Raw genomic sequence first — 21,928 nt, forward strand, 5'->3', positions numbered from 1 at the left:
ATCCAATAAGCGCCATTGGGGCCCTTTTCTACTAAATATTCTTGGATGTGGGATCCAATAAGCGCCATTGGGGCTCTTTTCTACTAAACGTTCTTGGATGCGGGATCCAATAAGCGCCATTGGGCCCCTTTTCTACTAAACGTTCTTGAATGCGGGATCCAATACTGGAAGCAGGAGAACCGTCCCCTGCTTCACTGCTTCACTTGCCACGGATAAAGTCAATAAAGTGTCGTAAGCCTGTTTTTTGGAAGCGATGGACTTTTTGTACCATCCACAAATCTCTTGTTAGGTGAAAATCGGCTATTTTGATCTCACACAACGTTCCGTATGTTAATTCCTTTACAACTGTAAGCTTTGGAAGAAGGCTTACACCGAGATCCGCTTCGACAGCACTTTTAATCGATTGCATACTTCCAAGCTCCATTGCACTCTCTATCTGATCGAGGATCCCTTTTTCTTTGAACGCTTCCTCTACTATTAGACGTGTACCTGAATCTGTCTCTCGCCAAATCATTTTCTCTTCAGGCAGCTCCGTAATGTGAATCTTTTCTCGGTCTTTCCATTTGTGTTGAAAAGGTGCGACTAAGATCAACTCATCTTCAGCAAACTTCTCGATGATAAAGTTCTCCTTTTTAACAGCACCTTCAACCAAAGCAATATCAATATCGTTATTATCAAGCTTTGATAAAATGGTGGGTGTATTCCCAATGGTTAAACTAAATTTTATATCCGGAAAACTTTTACTAAAGCTCCCAAGTAAACCCGGTAATAAATACTCCCCAATGGTTAGGCTTGCCCCACTCGAAGGACTGTATCTTGAGATCCCCTTAGCACATCAATGGCCTCAACGGATCTCTTCATGTATTCGATGATTTCCTTTGCATAGGGATAGAGTGTCTTCCCCGCCTCAGAAAGGAGTAGCTTTCCGTCTACTCGCTCAAATAATAACATCCCATACACTTCTTCTAACTGATGAATTTGTCTAGTAACAGCTGGCTGCGAGACAAATCGCAAGCGTGCCGCCTTACTAATACTTCCTTCATCCACCACAGTGCAAAACATTTTTAAACTCTCAATATTCATTGCTCCTCCCCCACCCCCGTCCGTCATAAATGGCTTTAGATCCATCTTAGCGTAACTTAACAAAAATTTTATCATTTATTTTAAATTAATAAACCTATCGAAATGGTTGGTATTACAATTGCTGATAGCCCATAAAATAATTCAACTATGCACCCCCTCCAACCTCTGTTAGGTTTAATATATCGAGTAAGGGGGGGACCACTTATGGAAATAACAACAGGTTTGCTGCTTTTGGCGGTTGGTGTCATTGCGGGCGGTTACGGAACAATAGTTGGAGCCGGAGGAGGATTTATCTTTGTCCCGGCACTTCTCCTTTTATTTCATATGGAGCCCACCATTGCAGCAGGATCCGGGATTGTCATCATTTTAATTAACTCCTTATCAGGAGTATTTGGATATGCGAAGCAAAAAAGGATTAATTATCGAACAGGAATCCTTCTCGGGATTGGTGCTTTCCCAGGTTCCTTACTGGGAGTTTATCTGCTTCACATGTATTCATCCAGTTATTTCTATGTCGTCTTTGCCAGCTTACTTGTTGCACTCGGCGTCTTTTTATTTGCAAAAAACTCCCCGTTTGCTGTTCGAAAAGTGAGCAGAGAAGGCAGAACCTTGTCGGAAGACGTAACCGCAACATCCCCAACAGACAAACCACAGCTTAAGGTAACATGGCTGTTCCCACTTGGTTTTCTCATGGGCGTGTTATCAAGTTATCTGGGGATTGGCGGGGGCTGGCTACTTGTTCCCATTTTAATTTATATCTTTAAAGTTTCCACCCATTATGCAACAGCCACTTCCATTTTTTCGCTCACCCTTTATTCATCGGTTGGCGTCGTTTCACAGATGTTTTATAGTAACATTGATTGGATAACGGTCATATGGGGAGGCGTGGGGGTTATCATAGGATCCCAGATTGGTGTTTTAGTAGCCCAGCGAATTCCCGGAAAAATGATTATTCAAATGCTTTCTGTCCTCCTAATGGTGATAGGGTTCCGTATGTATTTCACCTAGATGAAATAATAATGGATGCTTCTCAGGCAAAAAAAAGAGCAGATACACCTATCCGCCCGATTTCCTTCCTATACTCCTAAAAAGGACCTTCCTAAATGGCCACAGCTTACGGAGTAGGAATAACCTCGCTATTTTGCTGCTGATCATCCTGGCTCACGATTTCCTCTTGATCTTTCGTGACATCCTTCATGTCGCTGCCGACAGATGGGGGCGGAATCATTTGTTTCATTTTTGTCGGATCAACGGATACGACAAAAGGCTCATCCACAAAATGAGTAAAGGCATGAATTCGGTATTCAATCTGAACCGCCTTACATTCATTTCCGAGAATTTTAGTTAGATCAGCAGGGTTTGTTACTAAGGTTTCATGAGGATTTACATGCTGCTCCCTTAGAACCACCTCTCCGTCGGTAGTCCTAACAGAAACACGGACAGTCGTATCGAGATCCGATATATTCTTGATCGAAACAGCATTGCCAAGTGAACAATTTTCTTCATATGTAACTTCAGATGCCTGAATCGTTAATAAATCAGCAGTCGTAGCATTTTGAATAGTCCCTGTTGCCTTGGTTTCTGAGGTAAACCATGCAAAGGTTCCAGGGATTGATGTTACCGCCACACTACATATCGAGAACAAAAGGATACCTGCAAAAGATGTAAAAAAATGAATCTTTGTATTTCGTTTTCTCCTTTGAAGGCAAGTTCTCTCTACCCGAGTATTCATTTCAATCTCCTTTCTGCTATCGAAATTCTATTAAAAATAAGGGCAGCCAGCCGACCGCCCCTACCTTCTACTATTTGTATTTAGCTCCGTTATCTGTTTGCTTAGCTTGAACCGTCAACGTCGCATCATATTTTGCACCTTGATACTCATTCCCTGCATTTTGATCAAGCTTAACATCAAACACAACCCCAATATACTCATCCTCTTGCAGTGTAAAGAACTCATCGTTTCCAAGTTTATACGTTTTGGTATTTTCCGATTTAGCCGCTTTAGAAAGTGCCGCCATTGCTTGCGCTTCCTCAACGGTAGCTTCACCCGTCACCACTTCTACGCCCTTTGGTAATGCATTAGATTTTGCTAAAGCTTGAACGGAACGCTCATTATGGTTTCCATCGAAGAAACCTTTCTCCCACTCCAATCTCCAATCCTGGATTTCATCCATATCAGGCGTTACCTTGTATTTAAATGCTAGATAATAGATTTTATAGGGATCTGCAGATGCCTTGTCCACTGTTGCCGTATAGTTCGCTTTTAAGGTTTGAGCCATATCGCCCGTGTTTTGGATTGCGATATAATCCCCTTTCACAACTTGGGACGGGGCAAATTTGCTAGCACTAAATAATTTAGTAGAGATATCCTGGCCATTATTTACCGATAATGTACCATTATCAATGGCACCGCTTGCTTTTGTACTGGACGTGAACCATGAATATGTACCGTATCCTGCACTTACTGCTAATGCACCCGCCAAAGATGTTGCTAACAACGCTTTTTGTACTTTTTTCATTCTCAGTTTCCCCCTAAAATGGTTATATAGTTTAATCATTACTACCAATGGTTTATCTCGGAACCGTTGATGTTCCTTTGCTTTCCTGTTTCTCCAAATTTCGATAGACTCTTTGATACACTTCAATTAGGAAAAACAACAATAAAGGAAGGAGGATGAATAAGGCGAACCCAATTTTACCAGCCAAAAACTTCGCTATGTAGCCGGCATTCGGGAGTATGAATTTTACCTCACCAATCATGTTGGCAGGGTCTACTACCCACTCGTCCTCCACATTGTTGTTATCCCCTTTTGTCAAAAATCCTTCATGTGTAACTGTGGCTACTCGGTGCGTGATCAGTTTATCTTCAGAAAGCTTAAAGGTGATAATGTCTCCCTTTTTGACCGCAGCAGCCTGTTTGGCTTTAATAAAAATCATATCTCCTGCGTTGATGGCAGGCTCCATACTGTTTGTTAAAACAGTGAGTGGCTTATATCCAAAGTAAGTGGGGATTTGATTTGGATTTCCTTTCCCCTGAATAGTAATGAATAAAAGAAAACCAATACTTCCAATAACGAGGGTTATGAGAAGATAGGTGAATACTTTCATTCTTCTAAACAACGAACCACATCCTTCTCTCGTAATTTCACTCCTGTATTGACAAATCTACTAAACTTAAACGAACAAGTCAACGTTATTGAGAACAAAAATGTTCGCTAAATAGCGACAATTTTTGGCATAATCTTCTTTGTTTAAGAGGAAATTCATTGATATTTTCAATGGTGCGCTTTTTAGAACATCCCGCCTTTCCCCTGTTTTAATCATGTTTTTACACCTTTTTTCTAGTAATCTATCTAAAAAATGTATATTTTCATGCTGTCAAAATTTGATGAGCGACTCTTATTTTATTCTCTTAATTTTTAGAATAATATGTATTTGTGACAAAAATAAATTTTAGGGGGTTTTTCATTGAAGAAATTGATCAAGTCTGGTCTCACAACCATGGTAATTGCCGGAACCTTATTTTCAGGGATTCCGGGAAATCTACCCGTCTCTGCTAGTGCTAGTAGTCCTAGTACAGCAAAGGCCCATTTATCTCATGCAAAAAGCGCACTCGATCTAGCACTAGTAAATGACGAAAAAATTATTGCGCTTTTGATCAAGCAGGGGAAACTATCTGCTGATGCTTCCGAGGCTGAGAAGCAAAAAGCCTTAGCCGATTATTTAGCGTTTAAGGGAAAACAGGTGGGCACCAATACAATTAAGGACCCGCTTGCACCAAAAGTGAAGGCGGCGGAATCCCAAAAGCACGAAAAGTTCAAGAAGGAGACAAAAGCCGGAACGAGTGGAAAACTACAAGGCAGTAAGACTCATCCGGATCCAGTGAAGGAATCTGCTTCACCAGGGATTAAGAAAAAAGGGAAACTTCTCACCTTGATGGTTGAATACTCCGATTTTGCGCACAACAAAATCAAAAAGAATGAAACGGATAACTACTATACGGACTATAACACCCAGCATTTCGAGGATATGATTTTTGGAAAGAATGGCGTAAAAGGTCCAAATGGAGAAAATTTTGTTTCACAAAAGCAATTCTATGAGCAGCAATCTGGCGGTACATACACCGTTGAAGGGAAAGCCTATGGCTGGTTGAAAGTACCTGGAACAGCAAAATATTACGGAGCAGATTCACCTTCCGGCGGTCATGATAATCTTGCACCAGGCGGCGCAAGCAAATTAATTGGCGATGCTTTAAATGCAGCGAAAGCAGCAAATGTTCCATTGCAAGATTATGATTTAGAAGATCCACATGATTTAGATGGTGACGGCAATTACTGGGAGCCAGACGGTTTAGTTGACCACTTACAAATCATCCACTCCGGAATGGGTCAAGAAGCTGGCGGCGGTTCCCTTGGCGATAACGCGATTTGGTCCCATCGTTCTGCTGTGTTCGTTGATCCGGATGGACTTGGCAAAGGGCTTCCTGGTTTTTATGACTACACTGTTATGCCGGAAGATGGTGCAACAGGTGTATTCGCACATGAATACGGTCACGATTTAGGCTTACCGGATGAGTATGATACCATCTACTCTGGGGCTGGTGACCCGATTGAATACTGGTCGATTATGTCTTCAGGTTCTTGGTCTGGTGACATTCCTGGAACAGAACCTACTGGATTCTCACCATGGGCTAAATCTTATTTCCAATCCACATTAGGCGGAAAATGGACAAACCCAACAAAAATAGACCTTGCAGATATTAATAAAAAAGGTGTTAACTTCTTATTAGACCAGGCCAACTCTCCACTTGGTCAAAACAATCAAGCGATTCAAGTGAATCTTCCTACAAAGAAATCACCGGTTAACACACCGAAAACCGGAAGCTATGAATTCTGGGGCGGACAAGCAGATGAAATCGATACCAACATGGTAACGGATGTTGACTTAACTGGTAAGTCCTCTGCAGAATTAACGTTTGATGCTTGGTTTGATATTGAAGAGCAATGGGATTATGCCTTCGTTCAAGTATCTACGGATAACGGTGCGACTTGGAAATCGTTAGGAAATGCGGATACTAATTCTGATGCCGTGGCTGAAGCTTACCCTACTATTTTAGAATCTTTACCAGGGTTTAGTGGAAATTCTGATGGCTGGAAAGAGGAGAAATTTGATCTTTCCGCATATGCAGGCCAAAATATCAAGTTACGCTTACGTTATATTACCGACTGGGGCTCATCGTTCACAGGCTTCTTCGCCGACAATATTAAAGTGGTCGCTGATGGTCAAACCATCGTCGAAGAGGGCGGTGAAACTGACACTCCTGCCTTTACTTTAAATGGATTCGAGAAGTTTGACGGAAACAAATACACAGATCAATACTATTTACTAGAATGGCGTAACCAAAAAGGTGTAGACGCAGGTCTTGCTCACCTTCGCCGCGGAAACTCTCTCATGAGCTATGATGGTGGATTAGTGGTTTGGTATGTTGATGACAGCTTTACCGATAACTGGACAGGTATTCACCCTGGAGATGGATTCCTAGGCGTTGTCGATGCCCATGATGATACGAATCTCTTAATCAAGAATGGTAATAAAGTACTTGGTCAAGCGGTTACTAAATTCCATCTTGCCGATGCTGCGTTTAACTTCTTCCCAACATCTGGATTGAATATTTCCTACCCAGGGCAATCGTTACTCTTCCCTAGCCAGCCGGGTGTGAATCTATTCAATGACAGTAAAGATTACAACAATGCATTCTTACCGGATGCAGGACGTAATATTGGCCATTACGGATTAAAAGTGCTTGTTAATGACCAAGCAAAAGATAAGTCCGTTGGTTCCATCACTCTATCAAAATAGGATTCTATCTAATGGATCTGCCACTTTCTGATGGTAGATGAATACTAGAAGCCGATTTCCTTTCCATCAGTTTGGAAGGAATATCGGCTTTTTTATCCTTTCAGCGAGTTTTTATCTAGCCACGAAGTATTTAAGGTCTGCGGGGATTTTTAGCTAAAAAATCACTGAAACTTCCAAGTAGACAGGGCCGCATTTATTGGTTGGGGGAACAGGTTAAGCGCCCGAGCTGATAATAGACGGAGAGATTCCGCTTAATCGGTAATTATTATTAAAAAAGGCTTAAATAGTCGGAGAGATTCCGCCTATTTACTCGAAAAATACGAAAACGAGGGATCTTTCTTTGTATAACCGGAAAACCTCCCCTTATTTCCTCCGAAAAAGTCTCCAGTATCCATTTAACCGGAAAGCCTCCGCTTATTTACCTTTTGCTGGTTGCTTAGTAAAGGACAATCCATTTATTTAAAAAGGAGAGAGGTTTATCGCAACAATCCAAGAAATAATGCAATACGGTGAGGTTTTAGGTGTATTGTATTCCTAATAAAGAAACTCGCCAATAATGACGAGTTTTACTTTTTTATATACCAATAACTACTGTCATTCTTTTACGCTTTTCTCTTTTTAAAAAAATGAATTACGTATGCGACACAATCAATTCACAGTTCCCATCCAATTCAAACTCGCCAAATCCGGCAGGAATAATAAGATGCGTCCCTTTCTTCAACCCAAACCGCTCGCCCTCATGAAGCAGCGCCCCGTCTCCCTTAATTACACTTAGCAGCAAATACGGTTCATGTGCGGGAAACGATGCCTTTCCGTGAAGATCCCATTTATAAACAGAGAAAAAGTCAGACTCCACAAACGTTGTGATCGTCACATCGGCACGTTCATCGACCCGTGGCGAACTCACAGTATCTTTATGCGGTACAGTCGTAACTTCGATGGCTTTTTCTAAATGCAAGTCACGAAGATTTCCTTCTGCATCCTTACGGTCATAATCATAGACCCGATAAGTAGTGTCGGAGCTTTGCTGGGTCTCTAACACAAGCGTCCCTTCACATAGAGCATGAATCGTACCGCTTGGGACATAGAAAAAGTCGCCTGGCTTGATTTTCACGCGGCGTAGTAGCTGGTTCCATTTTCCATCATTCATTTGCGCAACCAATTCTTCCTTCGAAAGCGCATTATGGCCGAAAATCATATCGGCATCTTCTTTACAGTCAATGATATACCAGCATTCTGTTTTTCCGAGCTCACCGTTCTCATGAACCTTGGCATAAGCATCATCTGGATGTACTTGAACAGATAAATCCATGTTTGCATCTAGAATCTTCGTTAACAGTGGAAATACTTCTCCACTAGGATTCCCAAATAATTCAGGATGCTCTTTCCATAGGTTATCCAATGTCATTCCGGCAAATGGCCCATTTTCAATCACCGATGGACCATTCGGGTGTGCAGAAATAGCCCAGCATTCTCCCGTATGTTCAGTCGGAATAGCATATCCGAACTCTTCCTTTAAAGCGGTGCCGCCCCAAATTCTTTCCTTAAAAACGGGTTGTAAAAATAACGGTTGCATAAAAAGACCTCCTCAAATCTAATCCGTCATAAACTTGTAGCGTAAAACAGCAGCAAGTCCTGCACCATGCTTGAAATCTCCACTCGTAATCAGGTCTTTCAATTCCTGCATGGTGACTGTATGTAATTCAATTTGTTCACTGTTTTCCAGATTTTGCTCTGTGGGAGTGAGGCCAGCCGCCGCAAACAAATAGATTTCCTCCGTCGTGGAACCTGGTGACGGATAAAAGCTTCCTAAATCAAGCCAGTGCTCGGCCACATAGCCTGTCTCTTCCTCTAGCTCTTTTTTCGCAACCTCAAGAGGATCGATTCCGTCGTGATCAATCATCCCCGCAGGTAATTCCCATTGCCAACTGGTAAGCGCATGACGATATTGTTTTAAACAAACTACATCATGATCTTTCGTAATAGGCAGAACGCAAACACCCTTTGCAAAATCTAAATAGGAAAAGTTCTTTTCCTCGCCATTTGGCAGAACAACCCGATCAATGGTGATCCCAAAACGATCCACCTTTGTTTTAATAGAAGTAGCAATACTCCAAGTCATTTCTCCATCACCCCTTACTATCCTACTTATGTACTGATTCCTCGTTCTTCGCAAGCCCCAACAACACCAGGTGCACACTCCGCCACCCAGAATAATCCTTTTCGGTGAAAGAATCAAGATATATGGCATGAAGGCTTGCGCTAGATAGATAGTACCCCTCCATCTGATTTTAACTCAGAATGAACGTCAATAATAGTAAAAAGAGGGGTACGAAACCTGTCGATTAGCTTTTCGTTGATCACGACAAATTTCTCATTATTTCTCTTCAATTATTTGCTACTATTACATTACCAATAGGTATAAAACGCTCCAAGATTCGTTTCATTGTAAGCGATTACATCCGACATACAATTGAAAAACATAACAAGATTCAGGTGCAACTATCAAACTCGGTGGGAGTGGATTTCATGGAAAGGGATGGAAATCTATTAGTTGGATTACTTTGGGGTACATCACTAAGTATCCCCTTATGGGTTGCGTTTTTCGGTTGGATCAAGCTTATTACTCATTTCTTTGTGCACTAAACCGACCAGGATTCCACCGGGCGATTATGATTTAGTCATGTCCGCCAGCAATACTGTCCCTATGATTTTTTAGACCAGCAACTTTTTCTCCCCAATCTCCTTTAGACCAGCCCGAATGAGCAGGAACACCGCTACCCATGATGCCAACGTTAAAAAGATCTGTCCAAAAGGAAACATACCGTTAATCGGTGTATCCCATAGTGCATGCATCACCACGACTAAGAGGAAGACGCGTAAGAATTTTATTTTGACTAACATATTCAGCCTAAAGGGCTGATCCCCTTGTACCCGGCAAAAGGCCGCGCCTGTCAGAGCCGCCCAGGCCACATGCCCGCCGGGAGCTAAAAGCCCGCGCCATAGAATGGTGGTATAGAGATTTTGGGCATCCCCGGACATAAGCGATCGGAGGGCGTATCCCGCTGTTTCAAATGCAGCAAAACCGGCACCAACAGCGGCACCAATGAGGAGTCCATTCAAAATATACCTGTATTTTCGATACCGGACAAAACTAATGACCATTATCGCTTTGGCCAGCTCCTCGGTAATGCCAATCGTGATCGGATTGATATTATTTTTTAATATATCGAAAAATACAAGCGCCACTAGCATGGAGAGGATTCCGCCGATGAACCCAACAAAAATAACGCGGTAAAAGGCAATATTCTGCGGGGCGTTCATCTCCCAGAAGAAGATTAACGTGGTCAACGGAACCGCAGATGCCCCAATCATGAGAAGCCCCGGGATAAAGTTGATATTTCTAAAATAGTCGACGCCTATATAAAATCCTGCGAATGCAAGCAGTGCAATGACGAAAACCCTTGCAAACAGCCATGGCTTTGGCCATGTATCCGTTACTTCGGTAATTTTAGGTGTCGTAAGTGCCGTTCCCACGATAAAAAGCCGTTCTGCTTCCAGTTCACTGTGTTCTCGGAAAACACGGGAAAAGACATTTTGAAACTTTGGTTCAATCGATCGTTCCATTTTCGGAACCATATCGACATAATGAGCAAATTCATAAAAAAAGCTGTTTTCGTCCACTTGCGAGGTATCCTTCGCAAATGTTTCACCACAATTTATGCAGAACTTGACTCCATCCGGATTTGCGTAAACACATTGCGGGCATTCCAACTACTCTCACCCCTTTTGATGTAATGGTGTCCAAGGTTTGTTGGACAAGCTGTTCAACTACCTTCAAAAGTAAACAGCAATCTCAAAAAGAGTATGCCCAACTATTGGACATATATTTGAAAATGCTGGGCCAAAATTTCGATGAAAATAAAAATGGAAGCAAAGGAATCCTCCCTGCCTCCATCCGCTTGCATATAAGATCAGAACAGCCCTTTAGAGCGGCATCCGTCCCCCACTTTCCATACTGAATACCGTTTTAAGGCTATCACCGCCCTGAATAATGACAAGTTCTTCACCGCGATTAAACTCATCATTCTTTGCCATCCATGGTTCAACACAAATAAATTCCTTATCCTTTTCCGTCCATAACACCACGTATTTAAAGGAAGAACCATAACGTAAAGTGATCGGTTTCTTCTGACCTGGAGGCTGGAAGGAAATATTCGGCTGACTCGAATTTAACAACAGCACCGATTCTTTTAAGTTTGTTAAATCGACGCTACCCGTAAACTCCTTTTCTACCCCATCGTTATAATCATAGTAGCGGGTGGCATCGGTGGTATAGGAAAGATGCTTTCCGCTTGTTTTAAAATATGGGTGAAATCCAGCAGAGATTGGCATACTCCGGTCTCCCTTGTTTTTATATTCTTGGTCAATCGTGAGCTTGCCATTTTCAAGCGAATAAGTAAAAATAACCTCAAAATCAAACGGATAGGAAACCCTTGTTTGTTCATTACTAGCCAACCGAATCGTAAGCGCCGCTCGATTCGTGGTATCGATCTCCACCACTTCCCAGGGAAGATTACGGGCAAACCCGTGGTTTTTCATCGAATAGGTTTCTCCTTCCCACACATAGGTTCCATTCGACAATTGACCCGAGATAGGAAATAAAATAGGAATGCCCCCTCTGACATTGGCATCCGGATTAATAAACGTTTCTTCATTTAAATAAAGGAACTCATCCCCGGCAACACCATAAGAAAGGATGATCCCGCCCCGTTCAGGTGCCACCTTCACCCATGAATCGGTATCCGTATCCTTCAGCACATAAATCTGATAATTAGAATCCATTTCGACGTTAACTTGATACATGTCTTTCCATTCCTTTCAGTGAAAAAATCATCCCCAACTCCCTTACTTTATTCGTTCTAGGGCCAAGATGCAAAAAGATAGGAGTCATTTTCCACTTGAGGGAAAATTCCGTTGCACAATCACTCTTCATACTTATGAAAACCAAAACGCAAACCAGTCTACCAAAATGATCGTCATCAAATCATCGGAGATCAGTTCGTCCTGGCCCTTTGCCTAGGATAATGAATAAAGGGGCAAGCCCCCTGCTCAAAAGCAGTAGAACTCACCCCTTAAAACATACTGCTATACTAATTCCCGCGCCGCACCGGCGATGTCTCCGGCTGTGAGTTTGTAAAACTTTTTCAGGTATTCGGCTTTGCCGACTTGGCCGAATTGTTCTTTTATGCCGATTCGTCTCATTTTTGTTGGGCAGTGTTCACTTAGAACCTCAGCCACTGCGCTGCCTAAACCGCCAATAACATTATGGTTCTCAGCCGTGACAATGGCACCTGTCTTTTTAGCGTATTTCACCATCAACTCTTGATCAATCGGCTTGATGGAGTACATGTCAATAACGGCTGCCTCTACACCTTGTTCGTGAAGCAAATCAGCAGCCTTAAGGGATTCCGCCACCATAATCCCACTGGCAATGATCGTCACATCGCTGCCATCGCGGAGAACCTTTCCTTTTCCAGCATCAAAGATCTCATTCTCGTCGTACAGCTTAACGGCATTCTTTCGTATCGTCCGGATGTAATGAATTCCATGCTCTTTTTCTATTTTTCTAAGGAGGAATCGGAGCATGGCGGCATCGCTAACTTCGTACACAGTAGCGTTCGGGATCAAGCGGGCAAGCCCTAGATCTTCAAAAGCCATGTGTGTGCCCCCGTTATGTTCAGCTGTTACGCCTGCATCAGATCCGAGAATTTTTATATTCGTTTTCGCATAGGCCCCTGACACAAAGAGCTGATCAAAGGCACGGCGCGTGGCAAATTGGCCAAACGTATGCACATAAGGGATTTTGCCTGTGATCGATAATCCTGCTGCAACCCCCGTCATATTGGCTTCCATGATGCCACAATTGATTAATTGCTTAGGAATTTGCTTGATGATTTTATTCGTTGTAATCGCACTCATCAAATCTGCTTCCAAGGCAATGATATTTGGATTTTCCTTCGCCAATTCTAAAATGGTAGTGGCATACACTTGCCGCATTTCCATTTTGTCTAGTTCATACGTTTTGGATGGTGCTTGCATCATGACTTCACAACCCTTCCAAGTTTATTTTCCAATGTCTCAATGGCATCTAAAATAGCGGCTTCATCGGCTTGATTGGGACGGATATGATGATTGTCTGCCTTTTCTTCCAGGTAGGGAACACCTTGGCCTTTAACGGTATCAAGAATAATCGCAACCGGCCCAGCCGTTTGCGCTTTTCCTTTTTCGATAGCTTCATAGATTTGTTGCAATGAACTGCCGTCTACTTTCAATGTATAAAAACCAAACGCGGCAAATTTTTCCTCAAAATCAAGTGGATCAATGATATCCTTTGTACGGCCATCCAGCTGCTTCTTATTGTCATCGATAAACACAAAGAGGTGATTCAATTTGTGATGGGCGGCAAATTGAAAGGCTTCCCAACACTGGCCCTCATTTAATTCACCATCACCCACGATACAATACGTAAAATTATCCTTAGCTGATAGTTTATGAGAAAGGGCTACGCCAACAGCCGCTGAAATCCCTTGACCTAAAGAACCGGTTGTCATATCCACACCCGGTGTTAAATTTCGATCAGGATGGGAAGGGAGAGTCGTTCCATTTTGGTTTAAGGTATAAAGCACTTCTTCCGGGAAAAAACCTTTCACCGCCAAGGCGGCATAAAGCCCTGGGCCTCCGTGACCCTTTGATAAAATAAAATAATCACGATCCTCCCAGTTTGGGTCTTTTGGATCCACCTTCATGACTTGCCCATATAACACCGCCAACGCTTCAACGATCGACAAGCTTCCGCCATAATGACCAAAACCAAGATGGGATAACTCCTTTAACGTCATTAGCCGAATTTTATCGCGAAATGTCTCTAGTTTTTGAAGATCCATACTCATGAATAATCCTCCCCTTTTCAATGTTGATACCGTGCAAGAAAAAAGGCACTCTTAGAGTGGGTCAGAAATCGACTGGAACACCCCAAGAGTACCTGAGATTTTTGAAAAATTAAGCGCCGATTTGTTGTGAGTTATTCCCGTCTTTGCCTTTTTTGAAAATACCGAATACCACTGCAAGTAAGACCAAGCCCACAACGGTAACCGTAACGCCAGTTGCTCCAAACGATTTAGCCATATTTCCAAGGAAGATGCCCGATGCAGCAAAGTCTGCATCTGAGAAAGTCGTGCTAGCAAATCCTAAGTCGCCAAGAACAGGCATTAAGAAGACTGGCAGGAAGGTAATCAGCAAACCGTTTGCGAATGAGCCAAGGGTTGCACCGCGGACACCGCCTGTCGCATTACCGAATACACCAGCAGTTGCTCCAGTGAAGAAATGGGGAACCACACCAGGTAAAATAATGACTTGACCTGTAAGACCGAGGATAATCATCCCGACAATTCCACCCGCGAAGCTTGAGAAGAAACCGATTAGAACAGCATTTGGTGCATATGGGAAGACAATCGGACAGTCAAGCGCCGGTTTAGAGTTTGGCACAAGTTTATTTGAAATCCCTTTGAACGCAGGAACAATTTCAGCTAAGACGAGTCGAACACCGGCAAGGATCACAAATACCCCTGCTGCAAACGTAACCGCCTGAATCAGCGAGAATACAAGATAATGTGTGCCACCGCTCAATTCTTTTTCGATATAAGATGGACCTGCAAAGAGGGCAATAACCACATAAAGAATAATCATCGTCAACGAAATCGTGACAGAACTATCACGTAAAAAGCCCAACCCTTTAGGGAAATTGATTTCTTCAGTTGACCGTGAATTTTTTCCGACAGCCTTTCCAACAAGACCTGAAAGAACATAACCTAAGCTGGAAAAATGCCCAAATCCAACGTGGTCATTACCCGTAATTTTTTTCATAAACGGCTGACAGATGGCCGGGAATACGGCCATGATTAAACCTAAGGCCAGGGAACCAACAATCACAAGCGGTACACCTTTTAAGCCTGAAACCATTAAGATTACAGCAAGCATACAAGCCATATATAAGGTATGATGTCCGGTTAAGAAGATATATTTAAGTCTCGTAAAGCGTGCAATTAAGATATTGGCCAGCATACCGAAGAACATAATAAAGGCGGTCGTGCTGCCATATTTCGTTAAGGCCATCGCCACAATTGCTTCGTTGTTCGGTACCACCCCATTTACGTGGAACGCCTCTTGAAACATCTTTCCGAAAGGATCAAGGGAACCAACAATAATCCCGGCCCCGGCACTAATAACGAGGAAGCCTAAAAAGGTTTTGACCGTACCTTTAATAATGTCACTTAAAGCCTTTTTCTGAATAATAAGTCCAACAAAGGAAATTAACGCAACCAAAACAGCTGGCGTACTCAAAATATCCATGACTAGTTTAAGAAATCTTTCCCCCATGGGTAACCCTCCTTTTAATGGCGATGATATTTTTTTAAAGCAATCCTTTTTGAGCAAGAACCTCTTTTAATTTAGAGCGCAGGCCATCCATATCAATAATGCTTTCGATGACAATCACCTCTCCTAAATGACCCATTCCTTCGGCAATGTCCTTGGCGGCAATAAAGAGATCCGCTGCATCAGGCGTTGCTGAACTGAGGTCTGAATGTTCGACTTCAATCCCACTAACCCCTAATTCCCCTAAGATTTGTTGAACATTCATCTCTAACATAAAGCTGCTTCCTAAACCTGATCCACATACGGCTAAAATTTTCATCCTACATTCCTCCTCATTTTTACTTACACAACTGCAGAATATTGTTTAAATAAGGCAAAGATTTGATCTGTTGATTCCGTTTCCTTCAGTAAGTCAATGTTGTTTTTCTCACTAAGAAGTTTGGTTAATTGTGAAAGCGCCTTGAGATGTGTGGTATTGTCAATGGCGGCAATGCAAAACAGCAAGCGGACAGGATACTTTTCATCCTCTAAAAAATTGACGGGCTGGTTGAGCTTTAAAAAACTCATGCCCACATGATGAACACCCATTTCCGGCCGTGCATGCGGGATGGCCACTTCTGGACCAATGACCACATAGGGACCCAACGTTTTAATATTGCCAATCATGGCCTCAATGTAAGAAGACTCAATGATCCCTGTCTCTAGCAGCGGTTTCGCCGCTACTTTTACAGCCTCCTCCCAATCCGATACCTGTTCCACAATCTGAACAGTTTCCGCTGTTAATAAATCATTTAACACTGGCTGATTCCCCCTTTGATGCTCCACTTTCTTTTGAAAGGTTAATTGACTTAAAGCTGTCTTTAACCCTTTCTCATCATATACATTGGCAAATTTCCCAATGGTTTGGATGAGCTCTTTTACCGAAATATCCTGGTATTGAATCCCAAATAAATGCTGATATACCTCATTGACCAAACTGTTCTTTTCATTCGGCGTCATGATCGGCTTCACATAGAAGCATGGAAGGGTCGTGTCAAGCGCAACGGTCGAAAAAAGAAGATCATAGTGGTCAAGATTCTGTTTTTGGAATTCCTGTAAGGACAGATTTCTTTCAACAGTTATTTCTGAGAAAAGCGATTCCAGCTGGTGTTTAACCATGAGAGAAGAACTGATCCCGCTCGGACAAACGACAATGGCTCGTTTCTTTTTCGGCATTTCTTGCTTCGGCCTTTTTAACATGGCCCCAAAATGCATGGTGATAAAACCTATTTCCTCTTCAGGAATCGTGATACTTAACAAGGTGCCAAATGGCTGGAGCATTTCTTTTACAATCGTATAAAGTTCCTTATGCTCATGTTTAATTTGCTCAAGAAGCGGATTGTCAATGGGTATTCGATATTTCATTCGAAAATAAGCCGGTTTTAAATGCTGATACAACGAATGAATGACTTCGTCTTTTTTCTCAAAAACAATACAGGCTTTAGATTCAAAATCAAACACAAGCTGTTCACATATTTTAAAAAGTAGGTCCCGGTTCATGTCTTGCACAAAACGGTTTCCTAAGGACAAGCCAAGTAATTGGATGGTTAAATAACAGAGCTCCGTATCTACTACTTCAAAACGAAGCAGCTCCGATAAGGTTTGTGATACCCTCCACATCGGATCCATTTTTACTAATTTCATTTCATCAGCATGGAACGGGACAAATTTTCTCTCCTTTAACCGATAGTGGTAGAAAAGGAGAAAATAGGCGAATTGCTTAATCCGTTCTTCGACAAAATGCAACTCGAACTGTGTCTCCATTTGCAAAAGCGTATGATGAATATCCTCGAACGGAATGTGGCCCGTCCTATTCTTTACTAAATAATCGATTAGTTTTTCAAAATAGGGAACAGATAACACTTGGGATAAACAGTGCATGACGATTACCCTCTTATCAAACTCCGTTCCTTTTAAATGGTAGCCATTCTGCCGGGAATAGCGGATTTCTACTAGGAATGGCCGGTTCATTTCATTCGCCTTTTTTACATCAGATATAACCGTGTTCTTACTCACCTGTAATAACTGTGTTAAATGGACTGATGAAATGGGCTCTTCCCGTATAAATAGATAAAGAATGATGAGATTCAATCTTTCCTCTTCTGTTAAAATAACCTCATGATCCTGGCTGTGATCTTGCTGCTCCCTAAAATAGGCCCCCACCTCTTTCGGTACCTCGATATAGTGGATTCCACGAAAGGGAATGGCGGGAAGATCTCTTTCCTTTAACCAATGGTTGATTTTCTCTAAATCATAGTAAATTTGCCTTTTCGTTAATTGGGTGTGTTCCATCACCTGATTCATGGTGGTATTCTTCATTTTTAAAAGGTAATTCAGCAAAAAGGCGGGACGTTTATCAATCATCATTGCCTTACCTCCTGTAATCATCATACAATAGAGCGTTTTCATATAGGTTGCACATTGGGGACAAATGATGTCAGATAAATCAGACAAAATTGGACTCAACCCTATTTTGTCTGAAGCAGGGGACGGTTCTTGTGCTCCAAGGTTGCCAAGATCGAAAGTTTAATAAAAAATAGATACATAGATATCTTTCAGGGGGAAGCATTATGTACTTAATGGATTATCATCATCACACCAACCATTCATTTGATTCTACTGCCATAATGGAAGAAGTTTGTAGGAGAGCATTAGAAAATCATATAAATGAGATCTGTTTTACTGAGCATTTCTCCGTTAACCCGCTTGCACCCACCTATGGTCATATGAATTTCGCAAAGTATTTTAGCGAAATTCGCGATTGTCAGGAGCAATTTCACGGCCGATTAACCATTAAGGCTGGGATCGAACTGTGCGAGCCTCACCTGTTAATGGATCAATATGCGCAAACGCTTAGAACTCTGCATCTAGATTTCATTTTAGGCTCCGTCCATAATATCAACAACCAAAAGCTCCGACTTGTTGGGAAAGAACATCACCAACATGCCTATCAGCTCTATTTTGAGGAACTGTTTAAAATGGTATCAGTTGCAGATATTGATGTGATCGCGCATTTTGATTTAATGAAACGCTATAGCTATAAAGAATTTGGAAACTATCTATTTGAGGACTATCAGGAGATTATCGAGCAAATTTTAAAAAAGTCGATTGAACGGAATATTGGCATTGAAATCAATACTTCTGGTCTTAGGACAAGTTTGAAGGAAACCCTGCCATCCATGAATATTATCCGACGATACAGAGAATTAGGTGGAGAAATCTTAACCATCGGCTCAGACTCGCACAAAGCTGAAACAGTCGGTGCTAACCTAGTAGAAGCCTATCGCATGGCGAAGGAATGCGGTTTTCATACTATTTACAAGTTTGATAGAAGGAAAGCCATACCCGTAGAGCTTTAATAGACTCTCAGTGATTGGTCCTTCATCAAGGCTATGATGGACTAATCTTTAATAGACTCCCTGCGATTCGTCCTTCATCGAGGCTATGATGGACTAATCTTTAATTGAATGACTGCGATTTGTTCTTCATCGAGGCTATGAAAGACTAATCTTTAATAGAATCCCTGTGATTCGTCCTTCATCGAGGCTATGATGGACTAATCTTTAATAGAATCCCTGCGATTCGTCCTTCATCGAGGCTTTGATGGACTAATCTTTAATAGACTCTCAGTGATTTGTTCTTCATCGAGGTTATGATGGACTAATCTTTAATAGACTCTCTGTGATTTGTTCTTCATCGAGGTTATGATGGACTAATCTTTCAGAAATGGCCTTGTCTGTTGCAGGTGAATCATTCCATAGACTGCGAGGATAGTCCATTACACTTATAGGTGGGCATGTATGAGCAACGAATCTATCCTCCGTTTAAGTCATGTGACCAAACAAATTGGCAGGAAAACCATCTGCATTAGTTGGTGGGTTGCTTAGAAACTACCTGCTCCTTTCTTTGCTTGAACAATTGCCGTCTCTACTTATTTCTCAGCAAAAGCCCATTAAATCATCCGCACAACGGCTACAGATCTTTTTTGAGTTTCATTTCTCCATCTGGCGCTTATATTAGGTAAGAGAATGATCCCACTGGGGTGACAAGTAGTAAAAAAGGGAGTATAATCAAAACATAAGTTTTGGTTTTAAACAAAAGTTTACACAAACCCAAACTTACCTTTTTATTTCATACATCATAGGGAGGCATACTATTTTGAAAAAGCGTAAAGTTGGAGCGGCACTAGCACTAGTTCTTGCTGCAGGTACATTATTAGGTGCTTGTGGAAAAAGTAATGATAGCAATGGCGGAGACAATGAAAAAGGTTTCTCCGTAGCAATGGTTACCGACGTTGGTGGTGTCGATGACAAATCGTTTAACCAATCTTCTTGGGAAGGTCTTCAAAAATTCGGAAAAGAAAATGGACTTAAGGAAGGTAAAGGCGGTTATGAATACCTTGCCTCTAAATCAGATGCTGATTATACAACCAACCTAAATGCTCTCGTTCGTCAAAAGTTTGACTTAGTATACGCGATTGGTTTCTTAATGCCGGCAGCGGTTGAGGAAATTGCCAAACAACAAAAGGATAATAAGTTTGCCATCGTAGATGCAGAAGTAAAGCAGCCAAACGTAGCAAGCATTCTATTCAAAGAACAAGAAGCAGGATTCCTTGCAGGAGTGGCAGCTGCCCTTACCACAAAATCGAATCAAATCGGATTTATTGGCGGGATGGAAGTTCCGGTAATCGAACGATTTAATGTTGGCTTTTTAGCTGGCGTGAAAGCGGCAAAACCAGAAGTGAAAGTCGATGTTCAATATGCCGGTGCGTTTGACAAGGCGGAGGTTGGACAAGCCATCGCATCTAAAATGTATTCCTCAGGTACGGACGTCATCTTCCACGCTGCAGGCGCTACGGGTGTCGGTCTGTTCAAGGAAGCCAATGACCGCAAGAAAAAAGACCCAAGCAAAGATTTTTGGGCAATTGGGGTAGACCGTGACCAAGCAGATATGGGCGCAGACATTGTCCTTACATCCGCCTTAAAACGCGTGGATGTAGCGGTTAATGACCTTGCAACGAAAACAAAGGATGGTCATTTCCCTGGTGGCAAGGTTGCGCTTTACGGCTTAGCAGAAGATGGAGTTGGCCTAGCACCAATTAACGACAAAGTAGCAAACAAAGCTGAAATTGAAGCTTCTGTAAAAGAATGGATAGAAAAGATTAAATCAGGCGATTTACAAGTTCCAGAAACACAAGATGAATTAAAAACATTTAGTGTAAAATAAGAAGAAAAGCACAAGCGCCCTAGTCGCTGGAGCTGGACATTCTCAAAGTCGAAAAATTTATACATTTTTAAAGAAAAACCTGTGTAGATAATGATTCTACACAGGTTTTTTAATGGGATTCCTTTTTATCATGAATACTCACTTATGATTTCATCAATTTTTTCAGGCTTGAGAAAGGACGAGATAGATTCTTCCGTTTGAAGGGTAAGAACCGCACCAGCTAGGCCTAATTGGCAAGCACGAACGAGCGATTCCCCATTCATCATGCCGTAAATGGCACATGACGCAAATGCCTCCCCCGCTCCAGTGACATCGACAACATCCCTTTTGAAAGGAAGCAAATGCCCAGATTCCTCAGTAGAAAAGTAATAAACCCCCTGATCAGCAAGTGTGATCATCACCTTTTGAACGCCACGCTGACCTAGTTTTCCACAGGCTGTGTGACAATCCTTGACTGCATCAATTTTCATATCCGTAAGGGTCTCCGCCTCTTCACGATTTAAAATCAGAAGTTCGACACCGTCAAGACGAGCAGGAAGTTTTCGTGCCTTAACTGGAGAGACAGGTTCAATATAAATAGGGATATGTACATCGCTGCAGCGTTTAATGACGTAACGGATACATTCCTCAGGGATATTTGTATCCAAAAACACGGCAGTCGAGGCACTGATATGGGACCATTTTTCCTCAAACATGGAAGTGGTTAGTTTCTCATAGATATTCATATCAGCCATGGAGACCACGCTTTCACCTGTAATATCCAAAAGGGTAGTAAACGTCCCTGTTTGTTCGGTTGGCAGCACCCATACCTGACTAACATCCACTCCCTGACTTTTCGTTTCCTTCAGGATCCAGTTCCCTTCTTTGTCATCTCCGACACAGGCCATCAGTGAGGTAGTCAGCCCAAGCCGACTTAAACTTTCAGCCACGTTGCGTGCTACACCGCCACACGCCTCCGTGATTTTTACGGGGTTAGATGAATACAGTCGCACCTTTTGATTGGTCCGCGCTTTCCGGTCTGTATTGGCTCCCCCAATACAAACAATTGCCGATTCCTCGCGAAGAATATAGCCACGTCCTTTGATCTCACCGCGTTTCATCAGACTGGCAATATAATTAGCAACAGCAGGCCGTGACAAACCAACCTTATTTGATAACTCCTGCTGTGAAATGAAAGGATTCATTTTTATGTAATGTAAAATTTGAGCCTCTTTATCCATGGGATAACCTCCTTGAAGCTGTGAAGTGAAGCAGGGCACTGTTCTTTTGCATCGTTTTTCCCTTC

At 42.2% G+C, this 21,928-nt stretch carries 19 protein-coding genes; 4 read left to right on the forward strand and 15 right to left on the reverse strand.

All coding sequences use genetic code 11. The features are described 5' to 3' along the window. Positions 1-199 precede the first annotated feature (199 nt). Together RCG19_RS07275 and RCG19_RS07280 are read right to left on the reverse strand one after the other, a co-directional pair. The gene (locus tag RCG19_RS07275) at positions 200-823 is read right to left on the reverse strand and encodes a LysR substrate-binding domain-containing protein (RefSeq protein ID WP_308110951.1); all 624 of its coding nucleotides are present in this window, start codon (positions 821-823) and stop codon (positions 200-202) included. Further along, entirely contained in the window at positions 787-1,083 is a 297-nt protein-coding gene (locus tag RCG19_RS07280) for a LysR family transcriptional regulator (RefSeq protein ID WP_308110278.1), read from the reverse strand. Before RCG19_RS07280 ends, RCG19_RS07275 begins: the two co-directional genes overlap by 37 nt. Before the next feature lie 204 nt (positions 1,084-1,287). On the opposite strand from RCG19_RS07280, the gene RCG19_RS07285 reads away from it, so the two are divergent. After that, positions 1,288-2,091 carry a sulfite exporter TauE/SafE family protein gene (locus RCG19_RS07285; protein WP_308110279.1) on the forward strand — a complete coding sequence of 268 codons (804 nt, stop codon included), beginning with the start codon at positions 1,288-1,290 and terminating at the stop codon, positions 2,089-2,091. A gap of 106 nt (positions 2,092-2,197) precedes the next feature. On the opposite strand, the gene RCG19_RS07290 is transcribed toward RCG19_RS07285, so the two are convergent. From RCG19_RS07290 to RCG19_RS07300, 3 genes are all read right to left on the reverse strand, one after another. Next, positions 2,198-2,815: a hypothetical protein gene (locus tag RCG19_RS07290; protein ID WP_308110280.1), complete on the reverse strand. Its 618-nt coding sequence runs from the start codon at positions 2,813-2,815 to the stop codon at positions 2,198-2,200. A gap of 70 nt (positions 2,816-2,885) precedes the next feature. Then, complete coding sequence (locus RCG19_RS07295) at positions 2,886-3,602, reverse strand: hypothetical protein (RefSeq protein WP_308110281.1); 717 nt, start codon at positions 3,600-3,602, stop codon at positions 2,886-2,888. A gap of 52 nt (positions 3,603-3,654) precedes the next feature. Next, complete coding sequence (locus RCG19_RS07300) at positions 3,655-4,203, reverse strand: signal peptidase I (protein ID WP_308110282.1); 549 nt, start codon at positions 4,201-4,203, stop codon at positions 3,655-3,657. Positions 4,204-4,551: 348 nt separating this feature from the next. On the opposite strand from RCG19_RS07300, the gene RCG19_RS07305 reads away from it, so the two are divergent. Then, positions 4,552-6,942: an immune inhibitor A domain-containing protein gene (locus tag RCG19_RS07305; protein ID WP_308110283.1), complete on the forward strand. Its 2,391-nt coding sequence runs from the start codon at positions 4,552-4,554 to the stop codon at positions 6,940-6,942. 631 nt (positions 6,943-7,573) lie between these two features. Here RCG19_RS07305 and manA read toward each other — a convergent pair. From manA to RCG19_RS07350, 9 genes are all read right to left on the reverse strand, one after another. Then, the gene (gene manA / locus RCG19_RS07310) at positions 7,574-8,518 is read right to left on the reverse strand and encodes a mannose-6-phosphate isomerase, class I (RefSeq protein WP_308110284.1); all 945 of its coding nucleotides are present in this window, start codon (positions 8,516-8,518) and stop codon (positions 7,574-7,576) included. Between the two features lie 18 nt (positions 8,519-8,536). Continuing rightward, complete coding sequence (locus RCG19_RS07315; protein WP_308110285.1) at positions 8,537-9,064, reverse strand: NUDIX domain-containing protein; 528 nt, start codon at positions 9,062-9,064, stop codon at positions 8,537-8,539. 593 nt (positions 9,065-9,657) lie between these two features. Beyond that, a complete protein-coding gene (locus tag RCG19_RS07320; protein WP_308110286.1) occupies positions 9,658-10,716 on the reverse strand; it encodes a PrsW family intramembrane metalloprotease in 1,059 nt (352 codons plus the stop codon). Positions 10,717-10,929: 213 nt separating this feature from the next. Then, the gene (locus RCG19_RS07325; RefSeq protein ID WP_308110287.1) at positions 10,930-11,808 is read right to left on the reverse strand and encodes an aldose epimerase family protein; all 879 of its coding nucleotides are present in this window, start codon (positions 11,806-11,808) and stop codon (positions 10,930-10,932) included. Positions 11,809-12,090: 282 nt separating this feature from the next. Then, complete coding sequence (locus RCG19_RS07330) at positions 12,091-13,047, reverse strand: transketolase family protein (RefSeq protein ID WP_308110288.1); 957 nt, start codon at positions 13,045-13,047, stop codon at positions 12,091-12,093. Further along, positions 13,044-13,895 carry a transketolase gene (locus tag RCG19_RS07335; RefSeq protein ID WP_308110289.1) on the reverse strand — a complete coding sequence of 284 codons (852 nt, stop codon included), beginning with the start codon at positions 13,893-13,895 and terminating at the stop codon, positions 13,044-13,046. The genes RCG19_RS07330 and RCG19_RS07335 overlap by 4 nt, the downstream gene beginning before the upstream one ends. A gap of 109 nt (positions 13,896-14,004) precedes the next feature. Beyond that, a complete protein-coding gene (locus RCG19_RS07340; RefSeq protein WP_308110290.1) occupies positions 14,005-15,381 on the reverse strand; it encodes a PTS ascorbate transporter subunit IIC in 1,377 nt (458 codons plus the stop codon). Positions 15,382-15,415: 34 nt separating this feature from the next. After that, positions 15,416-15,697 (reverse strand): PTS sugar transporter subunit IIB, encoded by a 282-nt coding sequence (locus RCG19_RS07345; RefSeq protein WP_166244984.1) that lies wholly within the window; start codon positions 15,695-15,697, stop codon positions 15,416-15,418. Between the two features lie 23 nt (positions 15,698-15,720). Continuing rightward, a complete protein-coding gene (locus RCG19_RS07350; RefSeq protein WP_308110291.1) occupies positions 15,721-17,784 on the reverse strand; it encodes a BglG family transcription antiterminator in 2,064 nt (687 codons plus the stop codon). 203 nt (positions 17,785-17,987) lie between these two features. Between RCG19_RS07350 and RCG19_RS07355 the strand changes: the two genes are divergently transcribed. Further along, entirely contained in the window at positions 17,988-18,776 is a 789-nt protein-coding gene (locus tag RCG19_RS07355; RefSeq protein WP_308110292.1) for a histidinol-phosphatase HisJ family protein, read from the forward strand. Positions 18,777-19,575: 799 nt separating this feature from the next. Continuing rightward, positions 19,576-20,643, forward strand: a complete 1,068-nt coding sequence (locus RCG19_RS07360) for a BMP family lipoprotein (protein ID WP_308110293.1) — start codon at positions 19,576-19,578, stop codon at positions 20,641-20,643. Positions 20,644-20,771: 128 nt separating this feature from the next. On the opposite strand, the gene RCG19_RS07365 is transcribed toward RCG19_RS07360, so the two are convergent. After that, positions 20,772-21,863, reverse strand: a complete 1,092-nt coding sequence (locus RCG19_RS07365; protein ID WP_308110294.1) for a carbohydrate kinase — start codon at positions 21,861-21,863, stop codon at positions 20,772-20,774. Between the last annotated feature and the right edge of the window lie 65 nt (positions 21,864-21,928).

This window comes from Neobacillus sp. OS1-2, assembly GCF_030915505.1.
GTDB lineage: Bacteria > Bacillota > Bacilli > Bacillales > Cytobacillaceae > Neobacillus.

Coding starts and splice junctions, on each gene's coding strand:
- RCG19_RS07280 (WP_308110278.1), bottom strand. CDS start 1,083: ATGAATATTGAGAGTTTAAAAATGTTTTGCACTGTGGTGGATGAAGGA.
- RCG19_RS07285 (WP_308110279.1), top strand. CDS start 1,288: ATGGAAATAACAACAGGTTTGCTGCTTTTGGCGGTTGGTGTCATTGCG.
- RCG19_RS07290 (WP_308110280.1), bottom strand. CDS start 2,815: ATGAATACTCGGGTAGAGAGAACTTGCCTTCAAAGGAGAAAACGAAAT.
- RCG19_RS07295 (WP_308110281.1), bottom strand. CDS start 3,602: ATGAAAAAAGTACAAAAAGCGTTGTTAGCAACATCTTTGGCGGGTGCA.
- manA (WP_308110284.1), bottom strand. CDS start 8,518: ATGCAACCGTTATTTTTACAACCCGTTTTTAAGGAAAGAATTTGGGGC.
- RCG19_RS07315 (WP_308110285.1), bottom strand. CDS start 9,064: ATGACTTGGAGTATTGCTACTTCTATTAAAACAAAGGTGGATCGTTTT.
- RCG19_RS07325 (WP_308110287.1), bottom strand. CDS start 11,808: ATGTATCAAGTTAACGTCGAAATGGATTCTAATTATCAGATTTATGTG.
- RCG19_RS07330 (WP_308110288.1), bottom strand. CDS start 13,047: ATGATGCAAGCACCATCCAAAACGTATGAACTAGACAAAATGGAAATG.
- RCG19_RS07335 (WP_308110289.1), bottom strand. CDS start 13,895: ATGAGTATGGATCTTCAAAAACTAGAGACATTTCGCGATAAAATTCGG.
- RCG19_RS07340 (WP_308110290.1), bottom strand. CDS start 15,381: ATGGGGGAAAGATTTCTTAAACTAGTCATGGATATTTTGAGTACGCCA.
- RCG19_RS07345 (WP_166244984.1), bottom strand. CDS start 15,697: ATGAAAATTTTAGCCGTATGTGGATCAGGTTTAGGAAGCAGCTTTATG.
- RCG19_RS07350 (WP_308110291.1), bottom strand. CDS start 17,784: ATGATGATTGATAAACGTCCCGCCTTTTTGCTGAATTACCTTTTAAAA.
- RCG19_RS07355 (WP_308110292.1), top strand. CDS start 17,988: ATGTACTTAATGGATTATCATCATCACACCAACCATTCATTTGATTCT.
- RCG19_RS07365 (WP_308110294.1), bottom strand. CDS start 21,863: ATGGATAAAGAGGCTCAAATTTTACATTACATAAAAATGAATCCTTTC.